This window comes from Bradyrhizobium sp. STM 3561 (assembly GCF_045571455.1).
Classification (GTDB): domain Bacteria; phylum Pseudomonadota; class Alphaproteobacteria; order Rhizobiales; family Xanthobacteraceae; genus Bradyrhizobium; species Bradyrhizobium vignae.
Map to the genome: position 1 here is coordinate 6,820,681 of NZ_CP120695.1, position 19,280 is coordinate 6,839,960.

At 62.8% G+C, this 19,280-nt stretch carries 19 protein-coding genes; 12 read left to right on the plus strand and 7 right to left on the minus strand.

All coding sequences use genetic code 11. The features are described from left to right. Positions 1-320 precede the first annotated feature (320 nt). The 12 genes from P6U28_RS32380 (at position 321) to P6U28_RS32435 (ending at position 12,993) form a co-directional block, all read left to right on the plus strand. On the plus strand, positions 321-1,835 hold the full coding sequence (locus P6U28_RS32380; protein WP_129142379.1) for a hypothetical protein: 1,515 nt from the start codon (positions 321-323) through the stop codon (positions 1,833-1,835). 62 nt (positions 1,836-1,897) lie between these two features. Further along, complete coding sequence (locus tag P6U28_RS32385) at positions 1,898-3,364, plus strand: 4-amino-4-deoxy-L-arabinose transferase (protein WP_407120478.1); 1,467 nt, start codon at positions 1,898-1,900, stop codon at positions 3,362-3,364. 148 nt (positions 3,365-3,512) lie between these two features. Beyond that, a complete protein-coding gene (locus tag P6U28_RS32390) occupies positions 3,513-4,127 on the plus strand; it encodes a ribonuclease D (protein ID WP_122400191.1) in 615 nt (204 codons plus the stop codon). Between the two features lie 142 nt (positions 4,128-4,269). Further along, on the plus strand, positions 4,270-5,001 hold the full coding sequence (gene lptC, locus P6U28_RS32395) for an LPS export ABC transporter periplasmic protein LptC (protein WP_122400190.1): 732 nt from the start codon (positions 4,270-4,272) through the stop codon (positions 4,999-5,001). Positions 5,002-5,006: 5 nt separating this feature from the next. Continuing rightward, the gene (locus tag P6U28_RS32400) at positions 5,007-5,714 is read left to right on the plus strand and encodes an LptA/OstA family protein (RefSeq protein ID WP_162500045.1); all 708 of its coding nucleotides are present in this window, start codon (positions 5,007-5,009) and stop codon (positions 5,712-5,714) included. Positions 5,715-5,936: 222 nt separating this feature from the next. Beyond that, on the plus strand, positions 5,937-6,947 hold the full coding sequence (lptB, locus tag P6U28_RS32405; protein WP_129142377.1) for an LPS export ABC transporter ATP-binding protein: 1,011 nt from the start codon (positions 5,937-5,939) through the stop codon (positions 6,945-6,947). 90 nt (positions 6,948-7,037) lie between these two features. After that, positions 7,038-8,669, plus strand: coding sequence for an RNA polymerase factor sigma-54 (gene rpoN / locus P6U28_RS32410; RefSeq protein ID WP_407120479.1), 1,632 nt, complete (start codon positions 7,038-7,040; stop codon positions 8,667-8,669). An 81-nt stretch (positions 8,670-8,750) separates the two neighbouring features. Next, a complete protein-coding gene (hpf, locus tag P6U28_RS32415; protein ID WP_122400186.1) occupies positions 8,751-9,356 on the plus strand; it encodes a ribosome hibernation-promoting factor, HPF/YfiA family in 606 nt (201 codons plus the stop codon). 218 nt (positions 9,357-9,574) lie between these two features. Further along, positions 9,575-10,036 (plus strand): PTS IIA-like nitrogen regulatory protein PtsN, encoded by a 462-nt coding sequence (gene ptsN / locus P6U28_RS32420; protein WP_008141251.1) that lies wholly within the window; start codon positions 9,575-9,577, stop codon positions 10,034-10,036. Between the two features lie 143 nt (positions 10,037-10,179). Further along, positions 10,180-10,389: a hypothetical protein gene (locus P6U28_RS32425; protein ID WP_407120480.1), complete on the plus strand. Its 210-nt coding sequence runs from the start codon at positions 10,180-10,182 to the stop codon at positions 10,387-10,389. Positions 10,390-10,663: 274 nt separating this feature from the next. Continuing rightward, positions 10,664-11,956, plus strand: coding sequence for an O-antigen ligase family protein (locus P6U28_RS32430; protein WP_122400183.1), 1,293 nt, complete (start codon positions 10,664-10,666; stop codon positions 11,954-11,956). Between the two features lie 14 nt (positions 11,957-11,970). Further along, positions 11,971-12,993, plus strand: a complete 1,023-nt coding sequence (locus P6U28_RS32435) for a glycoside hydrolase family 5 protein (RefSeq protein ID WP_407123132.1) — start codon at positions 11,971-11,973, stop codon at positions 12,991-12,993. Positions 12,994-13,415: 422 nt separating this feature from the next. On the opposite strand, the gene P6U28_RS32440 is transcribed toward P6U28_RS32435, so the two are convergent. From P6U28_RS32440 to ugpB, 7 genes are all read right to left on the minus strand, one after another. Then, positions 13,416-13,724, minus strand: coding sequence for a type II toxin-antitoxin system Phd/YefM family antitoxin (locus tag P6U28_RS32440; RefSeq protein WP_122400181.1), 309 nt, complete (start codon positions 13,722-13,724; stop codon positions 13,416-13,418). A gap of 121 nt (positions 13,725-13,845) precedes the next feature. Beyond that, a complete protein-coding gene (locus tag P6U28_RS32445; protein ID WP_035704148.1) occupies positions 13,846-14,118 on the minus strand; it encodes a DUF1150 domain-containing protein in 273 nt (90 codons plus the stop codon). Positions 14,119-14,168: 50 nt separating this feature from the next. Next, on the minus strand, positions 14,169-14,594 hold the full coding sequence (locus tag P6U28_RS32450; RefSeq protein WP_122400180.1) for an Hsp20 family protein: 426 nt from the start codon (positions 14,592-14,594) through the stop codon (positions 14,169-14,171). 341 nt (positions 14,595-14,935) lie between these two features. After that, positions 14,936-16,024, minus strand: coding sequence for a sn-glycerol-3-phosphate import ATP-binding protein UgpC (locus P6U28_RS32455; protein WP_407120482.1), 1,089 nt, complete (start codon positions 16,022-16,024; stop codon positions 14,936-14,938). A gap of 6 nt (positions 16,025-16,030) precedes the next feature. After that, a complete protein-coding gene (gene ugpE, locus P6U28_RS32460; RefSeq protein ID WP_122400178.1) occupies positions 16,031-16,879 on the minus strand; it encodes a sn-glycerol-3-phosphate ABC transporter permease UgpE in 849 nt (282 codons plus the stop codon). Beyond that, positions 16,879-17,760, minus strand: coding sequence for a sn-glycerol-3-phosphate ABC transporter permease UgpA (ugpA, locus tag P6U28_RS32465; protein ID WP_122400177.1), 882 nt, complete (start codon positions 17,758-17,760; stop codon positions 16,879-16,881). Before ugpA ends, ugpE begins: the two co-directional genes overlap by 1 nt. Positions 17,761-17,811: 51 nt before the next feature. Further along, on the minus strand, positions 17,812-19,128 hold the full coding sequence (ugpB, locus tag P6U28_RS32470; RefSeq protein WP_122400176.1) for a sn-glycerol-3-phosphate ABC transporter substrate-binding protein UgpB: 1,317 nt from the start codon (positions 19,126-19,128) through the stop codon (positions 17,812-17,814). Positions 19,129-19,280 lie beyond the last annotated feature (152 nt).

Sequence of the window (19,280 nt, forward strand, 5' to 3'; positions counted from 1 at the left end):
CTTGGAAGGGGGAGCGGCGCGAAGGCGACGAGTTCATTCACCACGTTCTCGGTCGTCCTCCCAAATCAGCGCTGACAGCGCCATGTCGGCCGCTCCATCGCCAGCTGCCGTTGGGCGGGAAATATCACGTAAAAACAACCGCTTGGACGTTACACAAGCTCCGGTGCCCTCAGCTTTTCGCCGGCCAAATCCCCTCGATTGCACCGTCCGGATTTACTCCACTTTAGATAACTTGCCTCTAAGTCAGCGGCGAAGCTCGCATCCGGCGACCAGGCGGGCACGCAAGAGCCCTTGGGGCTCGCTTCGTCGTGAGGGGATCGGTGGATCAGCACCAAGTCTGGCGCGAGCCGACATTCGACAAAGTTGCGAATGCGATCAGCCCGTTCGCGCTGAGGTCGGGAATCTATCTGTTCCTGATCTCGTTCATGTCCCTGTTCTACGTCCTGAACGCGCCGGTCCTGCTCGGTCACTACGATCTCGGCTGGCATCTGGCGGCCGGAGATCTGATCCGGACGAGCAGCAACATCCCCTTGCAAGATCCCTGGTCTTTCACCCACGGCGACAAGACATGGTTCAACCTGTCCTGGCTCTGGGACGCGCTCGCCAGCGTCACGTTTCAATATGCAGGCCTTGGCGGGCTCGTCGTGTTAGCAGTGGCGTGTGGCGCGGCGATCGTCGGCTATCTCACATCCGTCTGTGTCGGCACCGGCGCATCGCCGGTCGCGGTGTGCATCGCCGTGTTCTTGGCGTGCCTGCTCTATCCCCTCTACGAGGCCTCGCCGAACGTGTATCTCGCGGTGTCGCCCAACACCTGCACGATGTTGCTCTGCGTCGTGTTCTACCGGGAATGCCTGCGACGCTCGCGATGGTTCCTGCTTCCGCTGCTGATGGTGCTCTGGGCCAATTTGCACGGCGGCTTCCTGCTCGGCTTCTTCGTCATCGGCGTGTTCTTCGCCGTAGCCTTGCTCCGCGGTGCCTGGGCTGATCTCAAGATTTTCGCATGCGCCGGCATCGCGTGTCTTGCTGCGACATTCGTCAATCCGCTCGGCTGGAACATCTACGCCGGCACCGCCGCGACGATGGGGCACTTCGTGCAGGACAATATTGGCGAGTGGCTGTCCTACTATCACAACATGGAAATGCCGGGCAGCATTCCCGGCATTCTTTACATGCTGGCCTTCGTCGTGCTCGAGTTGCGCTTCCGGAATTCAAGGCCGATCCCGCTCGAACCACGATTGATGTCGTGGCTGTTCCTGATACTGGGCCTGTATCAGTTCAGGTACATCGCATTCTTCTTCATCTTCTCGGCGGTACCGATGGCGCTGCACGTCAGCCGGCTGCTGCCTGAGCGGTTCACCAATATCGACGTCAAGGGACCGCTGCTCGCGGCCGGCATCGTCGGTCTGTGCACCTTGCCGATGGTCTTCCTGCGCGCCGCTCCGGCGTTCGCGATGCCGGACATGTTGTCGAACGAAGACGCCAGCTATTTGCAAAAGAATCTTGCCGGCGCGCGCGTCCTGAACAACTGGAATGTCGGCGGCTACCTGATCTTCAAGACGCACGGCACCGTCTCGCCCTTCGTCGACGGCCGTGCCGCCACCGCCTATCCGGACGATCTGCTGCACGACTATTTCAAGCTGGTGAGCTGGGAAATCGACGAAGCGGCTTGGGACATGGTGCTCGACAAATACCGGATTGACGCGGTGCTGTGGGTCAGGACGCATGAGCAGCTACGGCGGTTTCTGGTCGAGCGGCGTGGCTGGCGCGAGCAATACAGTGGGGCCTATGAAACCGTTTACGTCAGGCCCGATTTTGCCGGCGAGGCCAAGAAATAATGACGGATAGTGCCGCAGTTCTGTTCGTTCCCGCCAGCGCTCCCGCCGGCGAATCCAAAAGCTTGGCAGCGCGATACGGCGTCCTGTGTGCGTTGCTGCTGGTCGCCGCGGCCATCCGGCTGCCGCTCGCCTTCTGGCCGAACATCAATCACAACGACGAGATCTATCAATATCTGGAGCCGGCCTGGCGCCTGCTCGGTCATCAGGGCGTCGTCACCTGGGAATGGCGTGACGGCATTCGAAGCTGGTTCTTGCCGACCTTGTTCGCAGGCCCGGTCGCGCTGGGCGACTGGCTTGCACCCGGCGGCTGGGGTGCCTTCGTCGCGCCTCGCCTGCTCGTCAGCCTTGCGTCGCTGTCGATCGTCGCAACCGCCTGGCATTTCGGCGCGCGGATCTCGCGCGCGCATGCCATCGTCGCGGCGCTTGCCGCCGCGGTCTGGTTCGAGCTCGTCTATTTCGCGCCTCACACGCTGAGCGAACCGCTGACGACGGCCCTCATCCTGCCGGCAGCCTTGCTGCTGACCGGAGAACCCTCGCGCAACCGCCTCTTTGCCGGCGGCGCATTGCTCGGGCTCGCTTTCGTCTGGCGCTTCCAATATGCGCCGGCCTGCGCCGTGTTCGTGCTGGGCGCCTGCTGGCGGGATCTGCGCAACGCAATTGCCCTGATTGCCGGCGGATGCGCCGCTCTGGCGGTCGCGGCTGGCGTCGACCTCGCCAACGGCTCGATTCCGTTCGCGTGGCTCGTCCTCAACATTCAGCAAAATCTCCTGCATGACAGGGCGTCGGAATTCGGCGTCGCGCCGCCGATGGCTTACATCCAGCTGATGTCTATCCTGTGGTCGGGAGCGACGCTGCTGATGCTGATGGCGCTCCGGCGTGGCTGGCAACATGCCCCGCTGCTGATCGTCGCGGCGATCGTGAACGTCGCATTTCACAGCATGATCGCGCACAAGGAATATCGCTTCATCTTCCTGTCGATCCCCTTGCTGATCATCGCTGCGGCGCTTGGCTCGGCGGATTGGGTCCAGTTGATGCGCCACCGCCCTGGGTGGCGGCACTGGGGCCTTCCCGTCGTCTGCGCGGGTTGGGTGCTGCTGTCGCTGGGATTGTCAGGCGCGACCTACACCATGCGCCACAACTGGATGCTCGGCACGGCCGAGGCGAAATTGGCGACGGACCTTGACGTCGATCCGGAATTCTGCGGTCTCGCCCTGTACGGCATGCACGACCCGTTCCTGCCGGGCCGCGGGCAACTCGCGATCGGTCGTCCGGTCTATTCCTTCTATCAGGACGATCCTCTGGTCAATGGACAGCTTTCGGCGCTGGTGCAAAAGCACCAACGCGAATTCAACCGCATCATCGCCCCGGCGTCGCTGGCCGGAGAACTGCCCCCGGACTTTTCCAAGCGAACCTGTGCCCTCGCGAGCCATGACATCAACACCTGCGTCTTCGTCCGGCGTGGCGCTTGCGATGCGTTCACGACCGGCCCCTTCGGGATCAACGACGTCCTGGTGCGTCTCAATGACTGACTGCGACTGACGCTTGCGCGGTCCGCCGCCAGCAGATAAACGCGGCCGCGGCCGGTTCGCATGGTCTCGTCGGAAAACCGCTTCGCACTCTCCGGATCGTGCTCTAGCCTGCAAAATGCACCGATTCGACCCGAGGTTTTGACCCGCCATGACCGTACGCCTGCACCGCGGCGACCTGCCCGACCTGTCCCGCTACACCGGAGCGGTGGCGATCGATACCGAGACCATGGGGCTGAACCCGCACCGTGACCGGCTCTGCGTGGTGCAGCTCTCGCCCGGTGACGGCAGCGCCGACGTGGTGCAGATCCCCAAGGGGCACACCGACGCGCCGAACCTGAAGGCGCTTTTGGCCAATCCGGCGGTCACGAAAATCTTCCACTTCGCGCGGTTCGATATCGCGGTCCTGTACCAGACCTTCGGCGTCATGACCGGACCGATCTATTGCACCAAGATTGCCTCCCGCCTGACCCGCACCTATACCGACCGCCACGGCCTCAAGGACCTCGTGCGCGAGGTGCTCAACATCGACCTCTCCAAGCAGCAGCAGTCCAGCGACTGGGGTTCCGACAGCCTCAGCGAGCCGCAGCTCGCCTACGCCGCCTCCGACGTGCTGCATCTGCATGCCTTGCGCGAGCGGCTCGACGCCATGCTGGTCCGGGAAGGCCGCGCCGCGCTGGCGCAGGCTTGTTTCGATTTCCTGCCGACTCGCGCTCTTCTCGACCTCCAGGGCTGGGCGGAAGAGGACATTTTCGCGCATTCCTAAGGGGCTCTCGCTGCGATTGGCCAGGGGTTGCCGCCCCGTTTCGGACACTTTCGTAACGGCCTGTCGCCGGCTGCATATTTGGGCGGCGCCGGATAGAATGGGGCCGAGCGATAGTCAGGAGCCGAGGTAAGTAGGAGCCCAGGTGAATTCGGCCCAGAATCCCACCTACGACGCCGCGCTTGCGGCGAAGTTCGCCAGCGCGGCGCGCCACAGCCGCCTGGTGCGGATTCTGCGCATCGCGGTACCGGGTGCGGTGCTGCTGTCCATGGCTGCCATCGTCGGCGTCTCGATCTTCAATCCGTTCCGCATGCTGATGCCGAAGCTGCCGCTCGATTCCGGAAATATGGTGGTGTCCGGCACCAGGATCACGATGGAGACGCCGCACCTCGCCGGTTACACGCCGGACCAGCGGCCTTACGAGCTCTGGGCCAAGACCGCGACACAGGACATCACCGACCCCGATCATGTCGATCTCTCGGATTTGCGGGCGAAGGTGCTGATGGAGGATCAATCGACCTTGTTCCTCGACGCCCGCACCGGCCGCTTCGACAATAAGCAGCAGCAGCTCGATCTGCACGAGGACATCTTCCTGCGCACCTCGACCGGCTATGAGGCGCGGCTGAACTCGGCCTTCGTCGACATGGGCAAGGGCACGGTCACCTCGGACGAGCGCGTCGACGTCAAGCTGACCAATGGCACGCTGAGCGCGGATCGCCTGCGAATTACCGAAGGCGGTGACGTCATCCGCTTCGAGGGCAATGTGGTGATGCATCTGGACAAGCTGGACGAGCCCGCTGCCGCCCAGCCCGTTCCATCCGAGCCCGCGCCGGCGAAGACACGCACGCCTCAGAACAAGCCTGCCAATTCAAAGTGATTTTCATGATGAACCGTTTTTCGCGCAACGCTGTCGTCGGCAAGGCCGCGCTCGCCGTCGGCCTCGCGCTGCTCGTCACGGGTGCGGCCATCGCGCAGGGCGCGATGCAAGGCGTGCCCAACGCGATGCAGGGCTTTTCGCAGAACCGCGATCAGCCGATCCAGATCGAGGCCGCGTCGCTGGAAATGCGCGACAAGAAGAAGGAGGCGACCTTCGCCGGCAATGTGAAGGTCGTGCAGGGCGACACCACCATGACCTCGAAGACGCTCGTGGTGTTTTACGATTCGGGCGGCGACAAGCCGGCCACGCCGCAGCCCGCACCGGCGAAGGGCGCGAAATCGGCGCCGATGCAGTCGGCGACGCCAGGACCGAGCGGCAGCTCCTCGATCAAGCGGTTGGAGGCACGCGGCAATGTCGTGGTCACCCAGAAGGACCAGGTGGTGACAGGCGAGACTGCCATCTTCGACACCCGGACCAATCTCATCACCATGCTCGGCGGCTCGGGCCAGGTGGTCCTGACCCAGTGCAAGAACGTCATGCGCGGCGACCGCCTGACCGTCGATATGACCACCGGCGTGTCGCGCGTGGAATCTGACAGCGGACGGGGAGTCCAGGTCCTGATGCCGCAGGGTGGCAGCAATGATTGCGGCCAGGGCGGCAAATCCGGCGCGGCGCCGCCCTTGCAGCTGCCCGGCGCAAGCAAACAAAAGTAAATTCAATCACTTGGCTCGGGTGCTCCCGATCCGAGGTTGAAGCCTGCGCGGCGAGACTGTATCTAGCGCGCAGGGCTTTCGAAGCGGGGTTCGCCGCTTTTCGGGCGTGTTTCACTGGGCATGAGACATCCCTTCACTCATGCTGCGTCAGCGAATCGGTCTGGCTGGCGTGGCAGATCACGCGAATTTCGCGCACGAAACGCGCAAGGCTAGAAGGCGGGGATGGTCGATCTCTTCAGCATGTTCCGTCGGCGCCCCGCCAAACGTGGCCGGCCTGGATTTGCGCGTCAGGACATTACCGCACTCGGTGACAGCGTCGGCGGCCTCATGGCCAGTCCTGTCAGGGACGCGCCGCCGATCACCCGGGAGCAGCCGATGCGTGCGCCCGACCAGTTCCAGGCGGACTACCAGGCCGACTATCAAGTCGAGCCGCCGCGGCCGCAGCCGGTCCACCCGGTCAGGGCCGCCAGCAAATCCAATGGCGCAGGCGGGCCGCAGCTGCTGAAGCGGCCCGGCTTCCTGGCTGTGCATAATGTGGAAAAAGCCTTCGGCAGCCGCCAGGTGGTGCGCGGCGTCAGCATCTATGTGCGCCGAGGCGAAGCGGTCGGCCTGCTCGGCCCGAACGGCGCCGGCAAGACCACCGTGTTCTACATGATCACCGGCCTGATCAAGGCCGACCGCGGCGCGATCGAGCTCGACGGCCATGATGTGACGAAGCTGCCGATGTATCAGCGCGCGCGGCTCGGCATCGGCTACCTGCCGCAGGAAGCCTCGATCTTCCGCGGCCTCACCGTCGAGCAGAACATCCGCGCCGTGCTCGAAGTGGTCGAGCCCTCGCGCAAGAAACGCGAGCAGCAGCTCGATTCGTTGCTCGACGAGTTCAACATCACGCGCCTGCGCAAATCGCCGTCGATCGCGCTGTCCGGCGGCGAACGCCGCCGCGTCGAGATCGCACGCGCGCTGGCGACGCGGCCGAACTACATGCTGCTCGACGAGCCCTTCGCCGGCATCGACCCGATCGCCGTCGGCGACATCCAGGACCTCGTCCGCCATCTCACCAATCGCGGCATCGGCGTGCTCATCACCGACCACAATGTCCGCGAGACGCTCGGTCTCACCGATCGCGCCTATATCGTCTATGCCGGGGAAATCTTGACCGAGGGGACGCCGGATGAGATCGTTGCTGATCCGGACGTGCGCCGCCTTTACCTTGGCGAGGAGTTCCGCCTCTAGCCCTTTTTTCCAATCCGTCAAGACATGTACATCGGGCTCGGACTAGGATAAGCAAAAATCGGACCAATTTTTGGGAACGGTTCTTGCTTCATGGCGCTCACGCAGAGATTAGAGTTCCGGCAATCGCAGTCGCTGGTCATGACGCCGCAGCTGATGCAGGCGATCAAGCTGCTGCAATTGTCCAATCTCGATCTCACCACCTTCGTGGAAGAGGAGCTTGAGCGTAACCCCCTCCTGGAGCGGGCCAATGACGAGGCCCCCGCGGGCGAGGCCTCGGCCGAGGCCGGCCAGTACGGCGATGGCAACGATTCCGGTGGTCAAGGTGACGGTGTTGGCGACGACGGCTTCGGCGGCAGCGGCGAGGCCTTCGAGCCGGGCCAGGAAGAATGGATGAGCAAGGATCTCGGCACCCGCGCCGAGATCGAGCAGACCCTGGACACCGGCCTCGACAACGTCTTCTCCGAGGAGCCGGCCGAGGCTGCGGCGCGCAACGCCCAGGATGCCGTGCCGACCACCTATACCGAATGGGGCGGCGGCGCCTCGGGTGACGAAGACTACAATCTCGAAGCTTTTGTCGCGGCCGAGACAACGTTGTCGGATCATCTCGCCGAGCAGCTCTCGGTCGCCTTCACCGCCCCCGCCCAGCGCCTGATCGGCCAGTACCTGATCGATCTCGTCGACGAGGCCGGCTATCTGCCGCCCGATCTCGGCCAGGCCGCCGAGCGTCTCGGCGCAACGCAGCAGGAGGTCGAGGACGTCCTTGCCGTGCTGCAAAAATTCGACCCGCCCGGCGTCTGCGCGCGGTCCTTGAGCGAATGCCTGGCGATCCAGCTGCGCGAGCTCGACCGCTACGACCCCGCGATGCAGGCCCTGGTCGAGCATCTCGATCTCTTGGCCAAGCGTGACATCGTTGCCTTGCGCAAGATCTGCGGCGTCGACGACGAGGACATCGCCGACATGATCGGCGAGATCCGCCGCCTCAATCCCAAGCCGGGCATGAAGTTCGGCTCGGCGCGCCTGCAGACCATGGTGCCCGATGTCTATGTCCGTCCGGGCCCCGACGGCGGCTGGCATGTCGAGCTCAATAGCGACACCTTGCCGCGCGTGCTGGTCAACCAGACCTACTATTCCGAGCTGTCGAAGAAGATCGGCAAGGACGGCGACAAGTCGTATTTCACCGACGCGCTGCAGAACGCGACCTGGCTCGTGCGCGCGCTCGACCAGCGCGCCCGCACCATCCTGAAGGTTGCAACCGAGATCGTGCGCCAGCAGGACGGCTTCTTCACCCATGGCGTCGCGCACCTGCGGCCGCTCAATCTGAAGGCCGTCGCTGATGCCATCCAGATGCATGAATCCACGGTGTCGCGCGTCACCGCCAACAAATATATGGCGACCAACCGCGGCACGTTCGAGCTGAAATATTTCTTCACGGCCTCGATCGCCTCGGCCGACGGCGGTGAGGCGCATTCGGCGGAAGCCGTGCGTCACCACATCAAGCAGCTGATCGATTCGGAGGAGCCCTCCGCGATCCTGTCGGATGACACCATCGTGGAACGCTTGCGCGCCTCGGGCATTGATATTGCCCGCCGCACGGTCGCGAAGTACCGCGAAGCCATGCGCATACCCTCCTCGGTGCAACGCCGCCGCGACAAGCAGAGCGCTCTTGGTAACGTCCTCTCCACCGCCTTGTCCGATCGCTCCCGCAACCCCGAACTGGCCTGATTGCGCCGGAGCGAAATCGCGCTACTCTCGATTCCCCATCGAGACCGATCCAAGCTGGGCACCAACCAAGCGAGGCATCACATGACTCTCAGAATCTCGGGAAAGAGCATCAGCGTCGGCGAGGCCCTGCGCGGTCGCGTCGCCGACCGAACCGACGAGGTGCTGCGCAAATATTTCGACGGCAACTATTCCGGCCACATCACGCTGAGCAAGGACGGCTTCGGTTTCCGCACCGATTGCGCCCTGCATCTCGATTCGGGAATTACGCTGGAGGCCGATTCGAACGCGCCGGATGCTTATGCCAGCGCTGACCAGGCGCTGCTGATGATCGAGAAGCGGCTGCGTCGCTACAAGAACCGGCTCAAGGACCGCTCCGCCCGCAAGGCCCATGCCGCCTCCGAGGCGATGGCTGCGCTCGATGCCACCAGCTATGTGCTGGAAGCGCCTGGGGAGGGTGAAGAGGAAGTCACCGGCTACAGCCCCGTCATCATTGCGGAGCAAACCACGGCGCTGAAGCGGCTCTCGGTCAGCGAAGCTGTCATGGAACTCGACCTCAGCGGGGCACCCTGCCTGGTGTTCCAGCATGGTTCGTCCGGCCGGGTGAACATCATTTACCGCCGGGCGGACGGCAATGTGGGCTGGATTGACCCGCCGGGTGCGAAGGTCGACGGCCGGTCGGATGGTTAGGCCTGGGACGGGGCCCGTAGCATTCCGGCCCCTTAACAATGACGGGGGCAAAGCCGCATGCGGGAGTTGGCACCGGGATTGCGTTGGAGTAGAAGCCCCCCACATCTGAACCGGGGCTAAGTCCGCCTCCTGCTTCATGTTATTGACGCCGGCTCAGTTTGGTCTATCAAGCTGGCCAATTCGGAACCTGACGGTTTAATTCACCTCGGAAACCCTCCATGCCGATTACCGATCTGGTCGCACCCGAGGCGATTCTCCCGGCATTGAAGGTCAACAGCAAGAAGCAGGCCCTGCAGGAGCTCGCAGCCAAGGCCGCCGAGCTGACCGGGCAGAACGAGCGCTCGGTATTCGAGGTGCTGCTGCAGCGGGAGAAGCTCGGCACCACCGCGGTCGGCTATGGCGTCGCCATTCCCCACGGCAAGCTGCCCAAGCTGGAAAAGATCTTTGGCCTGTTCGCGCGGCTCGATCGCCCGATCGATTTCGAGGCGATGGACGGCCAGCCGGTCGACCTGGTCTTCCTGCTGCTCGCCCCCGAAGGCGCCGGCGCCGATCACCTCAAGGCGCTCGCTCGCATCGCCCGTCTCCTGCGCGATCAGGACATCGCCAAGAAGCTCCGCGCCTCGCGCGACGCCCAGGCGATCTATTCGGTGCTCGCTCTGCCGCCCGCGACTGCGGCGTAAAGCTCGCGCCAAGCCGTCGTTATCGCGTCCAACTGCCGCGGCATTTTCGGCGACTCCATGCAAGGCTTGCGGCAGGGCCGTTCAAGAGGATACCTGTCTCTGATCGGCGCTTGATTGGCCTTAAGGGGGCAGGAGTGAACAAAGTGCCAGATCTCCGCTTCGGAGATCTGATCCTTGACGAGACGTGCCTGTTCGCGCGCCGCAATGGGCAGACGATCAAGTTCGCCAGAAACGAGCGCGCGCTGTTGCTCGCCCTCACCCGGAATCCGCATCGCCTCATGCGCCGCGGCCGTCTGCTCGATGAGGTTGCTTCGGAATCCGACATATCCGGCGCAACATCGACTTTCTGGTGAACAGGCTGCGGACCAAGCCTGGCGACAGCGCCAAATCGCCAAAGTACATCGCCACACAATATGGCGAGGGCTATGTCTGGATCGCCGCATCGCCTTCGGCGGCGTTCACAAAGCTGCAAGCCTCCTGTCGGTCTCGAATCCATCGTGGCTGGGATCTGCTTCACATCGGCGATATGACCTTCGCCGAAGGTTTGCCCTGGGGCCGCCGACCGCGCGAAGGGGTCGCGATGCAACCTTAAGGGAAATATTAACCGTGCTTTCGGAAGGTCGGCTCATGGCCAGCCTGCACACCGTAGCGGATTCCGAGGCATACGACAGCGCGATCTGGAAAGCGCCCGGCGCCGGCGTGGAAACGCTTGCCAGAAACGTGATCCGCATCTCGATCACCGTCAACGTGATCGCGTCGATGGGCGTTTTCCACCCCGCATTGCTCCCCGCAGAGTGGAGCTATGTGCAACAGGCCGTCGCGCTCTTGATGTGGGTCATCCTGATCTACGCCAGCGTCTTCGTACGTCCACGCGTGCGCGTGCAGCCCAATCCCGATCTCATCACGCTGGTCGCATTCTATACTCTCGCTGCCGTTTCCGTTCTCTGGACCAGCCTCGCCACCGCAGCGATCATGAAGAGCGCGGCACTTGTGGTGACGACCTTCGGTGCTTACTGCCTCATCACGCGTATCGACATCGACGAGATCGTCGGATCGACGGCGCTGGGGCTCTTCATCCTGGTCGCCGCCTCGGCCCTGTGTGCGGTCTTCGTGCCCGAGATCGGCGTTGACCAGAGCTGGATGCACAATGGCCAGTGGCAGGGAATATATGAATCGAAGCAGACGCTCGGCTTCATCAGCGCCTATCTGATGTTTTTCGCCTGTTATCAGAAGATGACGGGCCAGGGGTGGATCGCTTTCCTCTCGACCTTTCTCCTGGCATCGACCTGCGTCATCGCCTCGGGATCTCGTGGTGCCGGTGCCGTTGCGCTTGCCGCGGGCGGACTGCTCGTGACTTCGATGTGGTCGATCCGCTGCATGAGAGTCTACGCGGTGCTGCCGTTCATCATGTGCATCCTGGCCGCCCTGCTGATGCTGTATTTCTATGTGACGGGGTACGATTCCATCCGTATCGGCGAATCGACCATCGATTTCACCGAGCGGACCTTCATTTGGCAGTACGCCATCAGCCATTTCAACGACGCGCCGCTGCTGGGCTTCGGCATCAACGGATTCTGGACGCGGCCTTCGATTTACGACTATTTCAATCAGAACCATGGCTGGGTGCTCGACAATTATCACAGCGGTTACGTCGCGGTGGCGATTGAAACCGGATTTCTGGGATACGTTCTGTTCGTTGCGAGCGTCTATCTGTTCTCGGAAAAGGTCCTGTATTTGATCGCCACTCGCTCGATCGATCGTTGCCACTGCGCGCTCATCATCGGATTCGTCGTCCTGAGCTTTCAATCGAATTTCACCGAGACGATGTTGCTTCGCTCGACGATGTTCACGTCGGTGCTTCTCGTCGCATTCTTCTTCGCAGTGTGCAGGCCGGTGCCGCAGCAACCCCTGCAGCAATGATGGGGGCAAGCAGGATGAAGGCCATCTGCGCCCGCTGGCCGGTCACTTTGGGTCTCGCCTTGGCGATATCCGTGCTTGCGATCTGCCGTCACGCCGAGGCAGCCGGGCAGGGCACCGCGCCTGCGCCCCCGAGATTGGGGCGCGGCATCAACATCCTCGGCTACGACGGTATCTGGGAAGGCGGCCGGAACGCGCCATTCCGCCTGGACAACCTCACTGCGATCAGAAACGCCGGGTTCTCGCACGTTCGGATCAATTTCTTTGCCTTCAAGTTCATGGGCCCCGGGAATTTGCTGGATGACATCGTCTTGCGCCGGCTCGATGCCGTTATCGAGGAAGTGCTCGCCCGGAATCTCATCCCCGTCCTCGACGAACACGATACCGGTGTTTGCCAGCGCGACGTGTCCGGATGCGCCGAGAAGCTGAAAGCGTTCTGGACGCAAATCGCCGCGCGCTATGCCGGAAAATATCCGAGGCTTGTCTTCGAGGTTCTCAACGAGCCGGGCGGGCAGATGACGTCTGCCGCCTGGAACGCCCTTCTGAATGAGTGTCTCGGCATCATCCGCGCCACCAATCCCCGGCGGGCAGTGATCGCTGCGGTTCTCAACATCGATGACATCCCTGTCGAGGACCTGGTCCTGCCGTCAGATGACCGAAACCTCATCGTCACGTTTCATTATTACGCGCCGATCCGTTTCACTCATCAGGGCGCACCGTGGTCCGAAACGTTTTCGCGAGTAGGGCCACTTGATTGGGGCACTCTGGAGGACGAACGGAAGGCTCTCGCCAATTTCGAGAAGGTGCGTATCTGGTCCGAGCGGGAAAAGCGCCCGATCTATCTCGGCGAGTTCGGCGTGTACGAGGCCGCTCCAGCCGAAGCTCGGACGAGATACCTGTCGTTCGTGGCGCGAACTGCGGAGCGGCTTGGCTGGGCATGGGCCTACTGGCAGTTCGACCATGATTTCGCCGCCTTCGACAGCGCGCGTCAAAGCTGGAAGCCGGAGATCATGCGGGCGCTGATCCCGGCGGGGCGTTGAAGTTTGAAACTTTCGCGACCTGAGCCGGACGCGCGCCTCGACGAATTCGTCGACATCGCGTGTAACCACGATCAGGTCCTGTGAAGCCGCGATGGCCGCGATGAACAAATCCGGTTGTCCGAACGTGTGGCGGCGCTTGCGCCCTTCGGCGACCATCGTTCTCCATCGCACGATCACGTCCTCCGTGATGCCGAGAACCCGCCCCGCGAACAGCGGCCGAAGCGTGTTATCCAGCCACGATCGAAGATCCGCTCGCCTGGCGGGTCGGAGAGTTGCTCGATGCCATAGACGATTTCGGCAAATGTGACCTCCGTGACATAGAGGTCGTCGCCGGTTTGGCCGGCGACCAAATTCGCTACATCAGGATTGGGTTTCGGCCTGCGTAGTTCCGAAACCACGTTTGGTATCGAGCAGCCATCCCCTCAAAGCTCGACGTCCCGAACCTTGGACTTGATCGTCAGGCGTTCGAACTCCAGGTCGCCCAATGGAGACTTGGCAAGGGCGACAGCGATATCGCGGCCGCTTACGGGCCGCTGAAGGCGGTCAAATTCCTCTGCCGCGACAATCACCGCGGCGTCCTTCCCGTGCAGCGTCACGCGCTGTGGTCCAGAGCGTTGGGCCTCTCTGACGATGTGGCTCAGATGCGTTTTCGCATCCTGAAGGCTCCATCGTCTCGATTGAAGACCCTTCTTCGAAGAGGGGGGCTTTGAAGAGGGGGGCTTTGCCGCCATGTTGCGCTTTCTGGTCGGATCAACCAGATTTTAGAATATCCGAATTCGTCGTCAAAGTGAAACGGGCACGCCTTCGTGCGAAGGCATGCCCGTCAAAACTCTATTCCTGCGACGCGCGTGCTCAGTGCACGCTCACCGCTTGCAGCTCGTTGCTCCAGGCGTTGGCGATTGCGGCTTCGCGGCTGTCGGTCAACATGATCGGCGTGCCGTCGGCGGCGTGGAGCGCGAACAGCTTGAGACCCGGCGCAATCTTGGGCGCCTCGGGGAACAGGTCCGGCACGTCCTCGGAGCGGATCTGCTTCACATAGGCGATATGGCCTTCGCCCAGGGTCGCCAGCGTCTCCGGAGAGACGTTCTTGGCTTCGTATTCGAACGCAACGTGACCTTCACTCATGGTCTCGACTCCTCTGGAACACTAAGCGGTCGAGTCCGCTACTCGTTCCATTATTCGTGCTCATTGATAGCGATTGTCTTAACGATCCGCTCCGGTTCAGGCCGGGCCAGATCGATCGACAACAGCCCGTTCTTCAGATCCGCCCCCAGCACCAGCATCCCCTCAGCCAGCACGAAGGTGCGCTGGAAGTGGCGCGCGGCGATGCCGCGATGGATGTATTGCCGGGTCTTTTCGTCCTGCTGCCGCCCGCGGATCACGAGCTGGTTTTCCTCAATGGTTACATCGAGTTGGTCGCGCGTGAATCCGGCAACCGCCAGCGTGATGCGCAAACGCTCGGGCTGGCCGTCCGTGCGGTCACACCTCTCGATATTGTAGGGAGGGTAGCCGTCGGCGCCTTTGACGACGCGGTCGAGCACGCGCTCGATCTCGTCGAAGCCCAGCAGGAAGGGACTGGAGAGCGTTGGAACACGAGACATAGTTTACAAAGTCCTCGCAGAAGCGACTTTGGTGTTTCAGGGCCCGTCAAGGCACCCCTTGGTCAGCAATATGGGCATATCCATGTGTGGGTTCAAGGACGTAGCCGGGGCCTGTGGATGGGCCGACGCCACCATCGTCAGGCCCAGAGCATCGCATTAGGCGTCATGGCCGGGCTCGTCGCGGCCATCCACGACCTTCCTCGCGGCACCAAGAATGTGGATGCCCGGGACAAGCCCGGGCATGACGAATCTGCCGCCGAATTTCCCCAACGAAAACAAAGCCCCTTCTACTGTGCATGGGGTTGTTTTCACGGTTTTGATCTGACTCCTTTCGGAACCCGTCAGGCCTCGATCCGCTTCCGCCCGTCGCCGCTGAACAAATGCAGCTTGCTCTGCACCGCCACGACGCGGATTTTCGCGCCGATGGCGGGGGCTTCGGTTCCGGGAATGCGGACGATGACTTCGCCGGGCGGCAGCTCGCCGGGCGTGGCGGCGACGCGCTGGTCTTCCTGCTGGCGCGAGCCGTAGACGAAGGTTTCGGCGCCGACGCGCTCGATCGCTTCCACGGTGAGCGGCAGGGCGACGCCGCCGGCGGGCGTCTCGTCGGTGATGACGAAATCCTCCGGGCGGATGCCGAGGATGCCGGCGTCGGCCGCAGCGCTGCCGGCGAGCTGCGACCGGATCTCCTCGGGCCGCGTCGACATCAGATTCATCGGCGGCGCGCCGATGAAGGAGGCGACGAAGGTGGTCGCCGGCTTCTCGTAGATCGCCAGCGGGTTGCCGACCTGCTCGACCTGGCCGCCGTTCATCACGACGAGAATGTCGGCGAGCGTCATCGCCTCGAGCTGGTCGTGGGTGACGTAGATCGACGTCGTGTTGAGCCGGCGCTGCAATTTGCGGATCTCGACCCGCATCGCGATGCGCAGCTTGGCATCGAGATTGGAGAGCGGCTCGTCGAACAGAAACACTTTCGGCTGGCGCACGATGGCGCGGCCCATGGCGACGCGCTGGCGCTGGCCGCCGGAGAGCTGGCGCGGCTTGCGCTCCAGCATGGCGGACAATTCGAGCACGCGCGCGGCTTCCTCGACGCGCGTCTTGATCTCGGCTTCCGCCATGCCGCGGTTGCGCAAGCCATAGGCCATGTTGTTGTACACGCTCATATGCGGATAGAGCGCGTAGTTCTGGAACACCATCGCGATGTCGCGGTCGGCGGGCTCGATCTGGTTGACGACGCGCCCGCCGATGTCGATCTCGCCGCCGGTGACGGTCTCGAGCCCTGCGACCATGCGCAGCAGCGTGGACTTGCCGCAGCCGCTTGGTCCGACCAGCACGCAGAACTGTCCGTCGCCGACATCGACGTTGACGCCTTTGATGGCCTCGAAGCCGCCGGTGTAGGTCTTGCGGACGTTGCGCAGGGTGACGTTAGCCATAAATCTCTACTTCTCCGTCTCGACGAGGCCGCGCACGAATAGCTTCTGCATCACGACGACGACGAACACCGGCGGCAGCATGGCGAGCACGGCGGTTGCCATCACGATCGGCCATTCGGTCAGCGCGTCGGTGGTGGTGATCATCTTGCGGATGCCGATCTGGATCGTCTGCATGTCGTCGCGCGTGGTGATCAAGAGCGGCCAGAGATATTGATTCCAGCCGAGGATGAACAGGATCACGAACAGCGCGGCCATGTTGGTGCGCGACAGCGGCAGCAGCGTATCCCAGAAGAAGCGCAAGGGACCTGCGCCGTCGATGCGCGAGGCCTCCAGCAATTCGTCCGGCACCGTCATGAAGAACTGGCGGAACAGCAGCGTCGCGGTGGCCGATGCGATCAGCGGCAGCGACAGGCCGGCATAGCTGTCGAGCATATGCAGATCGGCGACGATCTTGTAGGTCGGATAGATGCGCACCTCGACCGGCAGCATCAACGTGATGAAGATGAGCCAGAAGATCGGCATCCGGAACGGGAAGCGGAAATACACGATCGCATAGGCCGAGATGATCGAGATCGCGATCTTGCCGACCGCGATCAGCAGCGCCGTTATCAGCGAGTTCAGCATCATGTTGCCGACGGGCTCGCGGGTCGAGCCGCTCGTGCCGACGAAGATGGTCTGATAGTAAGTCTCGAAGAAGTGGCCGCCGGGCAGCAGCGACATCTGCCCGTTCGCGATCAGCGCGTTGTCCTGGGTCGAGGCGACGATCGCGATGTAGACGGGGAAGGCGACGATCGCGATCCCGATCCAGAGGATGACATGCGCGACGTAGCGCCGAAAGCCTTCTTCCTCGACCATCAGTAGGTTACCTTGCGTTCGACGAAGCGGAACTGGATGCCCGTCAGCACGATCACCATGATCATCAGGATCACCGACTGCGCCGCCGAGCTGCCGAGATTGCCGCCGAGCAGGCCGTCGGAATAGACCTTGTAGACCAGCGTTTCCGTCGACTTGCCGGGACCGCCGCGGGTCATGGTGTCGATGATGCCGAACGTGTCGAAGAAGGCGTAGACGATGTTGACGACCAGGAGGAAGAAGATGGTCGGCGACAGCAGCGGGAAGGTCACGGTCCAGAACCTGCGCATCGGGCGCGCGCCGTCGATCGCGGCAGCCTCGAGCACGCTTCTCGGGATGCTCTGCAGGCCGGCGAGGAAGAACAGGAAGTTGTAGGAGATCTGCTTCCAGGCGGCGGCGAGGATGATCAGCGCTGCGGCCTGGTCGCCGTCGAGCAGCGGATTCCAGTCGATGCCGAGGGCGCGCAAATACCGCGAGAGCACGCCGAGCGAGGGATGCAGCATGAAGATCCAGAGCACGCCGACGACCGGCGGCGCCACCGCATAGGGCCAGATCAGCAGCGTCCGGTAGAGCAGCGAGCCGCGCAGCGGCTTGTCCGCCATCACGGCGAGCAGCAGCGCAAACGACAGCGACGACACCGCGATCGCGAACGAGAAGAAGAAGGTGCGGACGATCGCCTCGAAATAGGCGCGCTCCCTGAACAGCTCGAGATAGTTGTCGAACCAGACGAAGCTGCTCGACAGGCCGAAGGCGTCCTGGAGCAGGAAGGACTGGATCAGCGCCTGCAAGGCCGGCCAGTAGAAGAAAATCAGGACGATCGCGAGCTGCGGCGCAACCAGCGCATAGGGCAATAGCTTGGATTGGAAAATGGCTTGCTTTTGCATGATGCCCGCGGGGGGCGGCAGGCCGGGTTGACCGGCCTGCCGCTCGTCGCCTTACTTCACGGCGGTCTTTTCGAACTGGCGCAGCATGGTGTTGCCGCGCTCGACGGCCGCGTCCAGCGCCTGCTTGGCGGTCTTCTTGCCCGCCAGCGCCTGCTCGATCTCTTCCGCCCAGACGTCACGGAGCTGCACCATGTTGCCGAGGCGCAGGCCGCGCGAATTCTCGGTCGGCTCCTTGTTGGTCAGCTCGAGCAGCGGCGTCTCCAGATACGGCTGGTCCTTGTAGAAGCCTTCCGCCTTCGCCTTCTCATACGCCGCCTTGGTGATCGGCAGATAGCCCGAAGCCTTGTGGATGTAGACCTGGCGATCGGTATCCGAGAGGAAGGTGAGGAATTTTGCGACGCCCTTGTATTCGTCAGCCGACTTGCCGCCCATCACCCAGAGCGAGGCACCGCCGATGATCGAGTTCTGCGGCGCGCCCTTGACGTCGGGATAATAGGGCATCGGCACCGCGGTGAAGGCGAACTTGGCCTGCGCCTTGACGTTGCCGAAGAACGCCGACGAGGTCAGGTAGAGCGGGCATTCGCCCGACGTGAAGCGGCCCTCGCCGGTGTTGGTGCGGCCGGCATAGTCGTAGGTCTTGTCCTTCTGGAGCTCGACCAGGTTTTCGAGATGCTTGACCTGGAGAGGTCCGTTGAACTCCAGCACGGTGTCGAAGCCGTCGAGCCCGTTGGCCTTCGTCGACAACGGCACGTTGTGCCAGGCGGAGAGCTGCTCGAGATTGACCCAGGTGACCCAGGAGTTGGAAAAGCCGCAGGTGGCGTGGCCGGCCGCCTTCAGCTTCTTGGCGGCGTCGAACACTTCGGGCCAGGTCTTCGGAATCGCGACATTGGCCTTCTTCAGCTCATCGAGGTTGACCCACATCACCGTCGACGACGAGTTGAAGGGGAAGGACAGCATCTCGCCCTTCGAGGTCGAGTAATAGCCGGTGATCGCGGGCAGATAGGCCTTCGGATCGAACTTCTCGCCGGTCTCGGCCATCAGCTTGTACACCGGCTTCACGGCGCCGGTCGCGGCCATCATGGTGGCGGTGCCGACCTCGAACACCTGCATGATGTGCGGCGCGTTGCCGGCGCGGAACGCGGCGATGCCGGCGTTCATCGTGTCGGCGTAGTTGCCCTTGTAGGTCGGGATCACCTTGTAGTCGCTCTGCGCGGCGTTGAAATCGTTGGCGAGCTTGACGATGACGTCGTTGTTGGCGCCGGTCATCGCGTGCCACCACTGGATTTCGGTCACGGCGAGTGCCGGCGAGGAGCCGAGACCAACCGTGAGTGCAACAGCAGCAGCCGCGCCAATATGTCGAAGAGCCATCAAGAAAACCTCCCTTGCCCGTCACTAAAGAAGCGCTTGCGCTAGCAGCGCCATATGACGTTCACATGACTGTGTAAGCGGGAGAAACGAAAGCAGCAAGCGCTGCCAAATGGGAAGTCGTCAAATAGGCGAAGACGGATCGGGCAGCCTCG

Coding starts and splice junctions, on each gene's coding strand:
- hpf (WP_122400186.1), top strand. CDS start 8,751: ATGACTCTCAGAATCTCGGGAAAGAGCATCAGCGTCGGCGAGGCCCTG.
- P6U28_RS32400 (WP_162500045.1), top strand. CDS start 5,007: ATGATGAACCGTTTTTCGCGCAACGCTGTCGTCGGCAAGGCCGCGCTC.
- P6U28_RS32390 (WP_122400191.1), top strand. CDS start 3,513: ATGACCGTACGCCTGCACCGCGGCGACCTGCCCGACCTGTCCCGCTAC.
- rpoN (WP_407120479.1), top strand. CDS start 7,038: ATGGCGCTCACGCAGAGATTAGAGTTCCGGCAATCGCAGTCGCTGGTC.
- ugpE (WP_122400178.1), bottom strand. CDS start 16,879: ATGGTCGAGGAAGAAGGCTTTCGGCGCTACGTCGCGCATGTCATCCTC.
- P6U28_RS32440 (WP_122400181.1), bottom strand. CDS start 13,724: ATGGCGGCAAAGCCCCCCTCTTCAAAGCCCCCCTCTTCGAAGAAGGGT.
- P6U28_RS32450 (WP_122400180.1), bottom strand. CDS start 14,594: ATGTCTCGTGTTCCAACGCTCTCCAGTCCCTTCCTGCTGGGCTTCGAC.
- P6U28_RS32445 (WP_035704148.1), bottom strand. CDS start 14,118: ATGAGTGAAGGTCACGTTGCGTTCGAATACGAAGCCAAGAACGTCTCT.
- ptsN (WP_008141251.1), top strand. CDS start 9,575: ATGCCGATTACCGATCTGGTCGCACCCGAGGCGATTCTCCCGGCATTG.
- ugpA (WP_122400177.1), bottom strand. CDS start 17,760: ATGCAAAAGCAAGCCATTTTCCAATCCAAGCTATTGCCCTATGCGCTG.
- P6U28_RS32455 (WP_407120482.1), bottom strand. CDS start 16,024: ATGGCTAACGTCACCCTGCGCAACGTCCGCAAGACCTACACCGGCGGC.
- P6U28_RS32435 (WP_407123132.1), top strand. CDS start 11,971: ATGAAGGCCATCTGCGCCCGCTGGCCGGTCACTTTGGGTCTCGCCTTG.
- P6U28_RS32430 (WP_122400183.1), top strand. CDS start 10,664: ATGGCCAGCCTGCACACCGTAGCGGATTCCGAGGCATACGACAGCGCG.
- ugpB (WP_122400176.1), bottom strand. CDS start 19,128: ATGGCTCTTCGACATATTGGCGCGGCTGCTGCTGTTGCACTCACGGTT.
- lptB (WP_129142377.1), top strand. CDS start 5,937: ATGGTCGATCTCTTCAGCATGTTCCGTCGGCGCCCCGCCAAACGTGGC.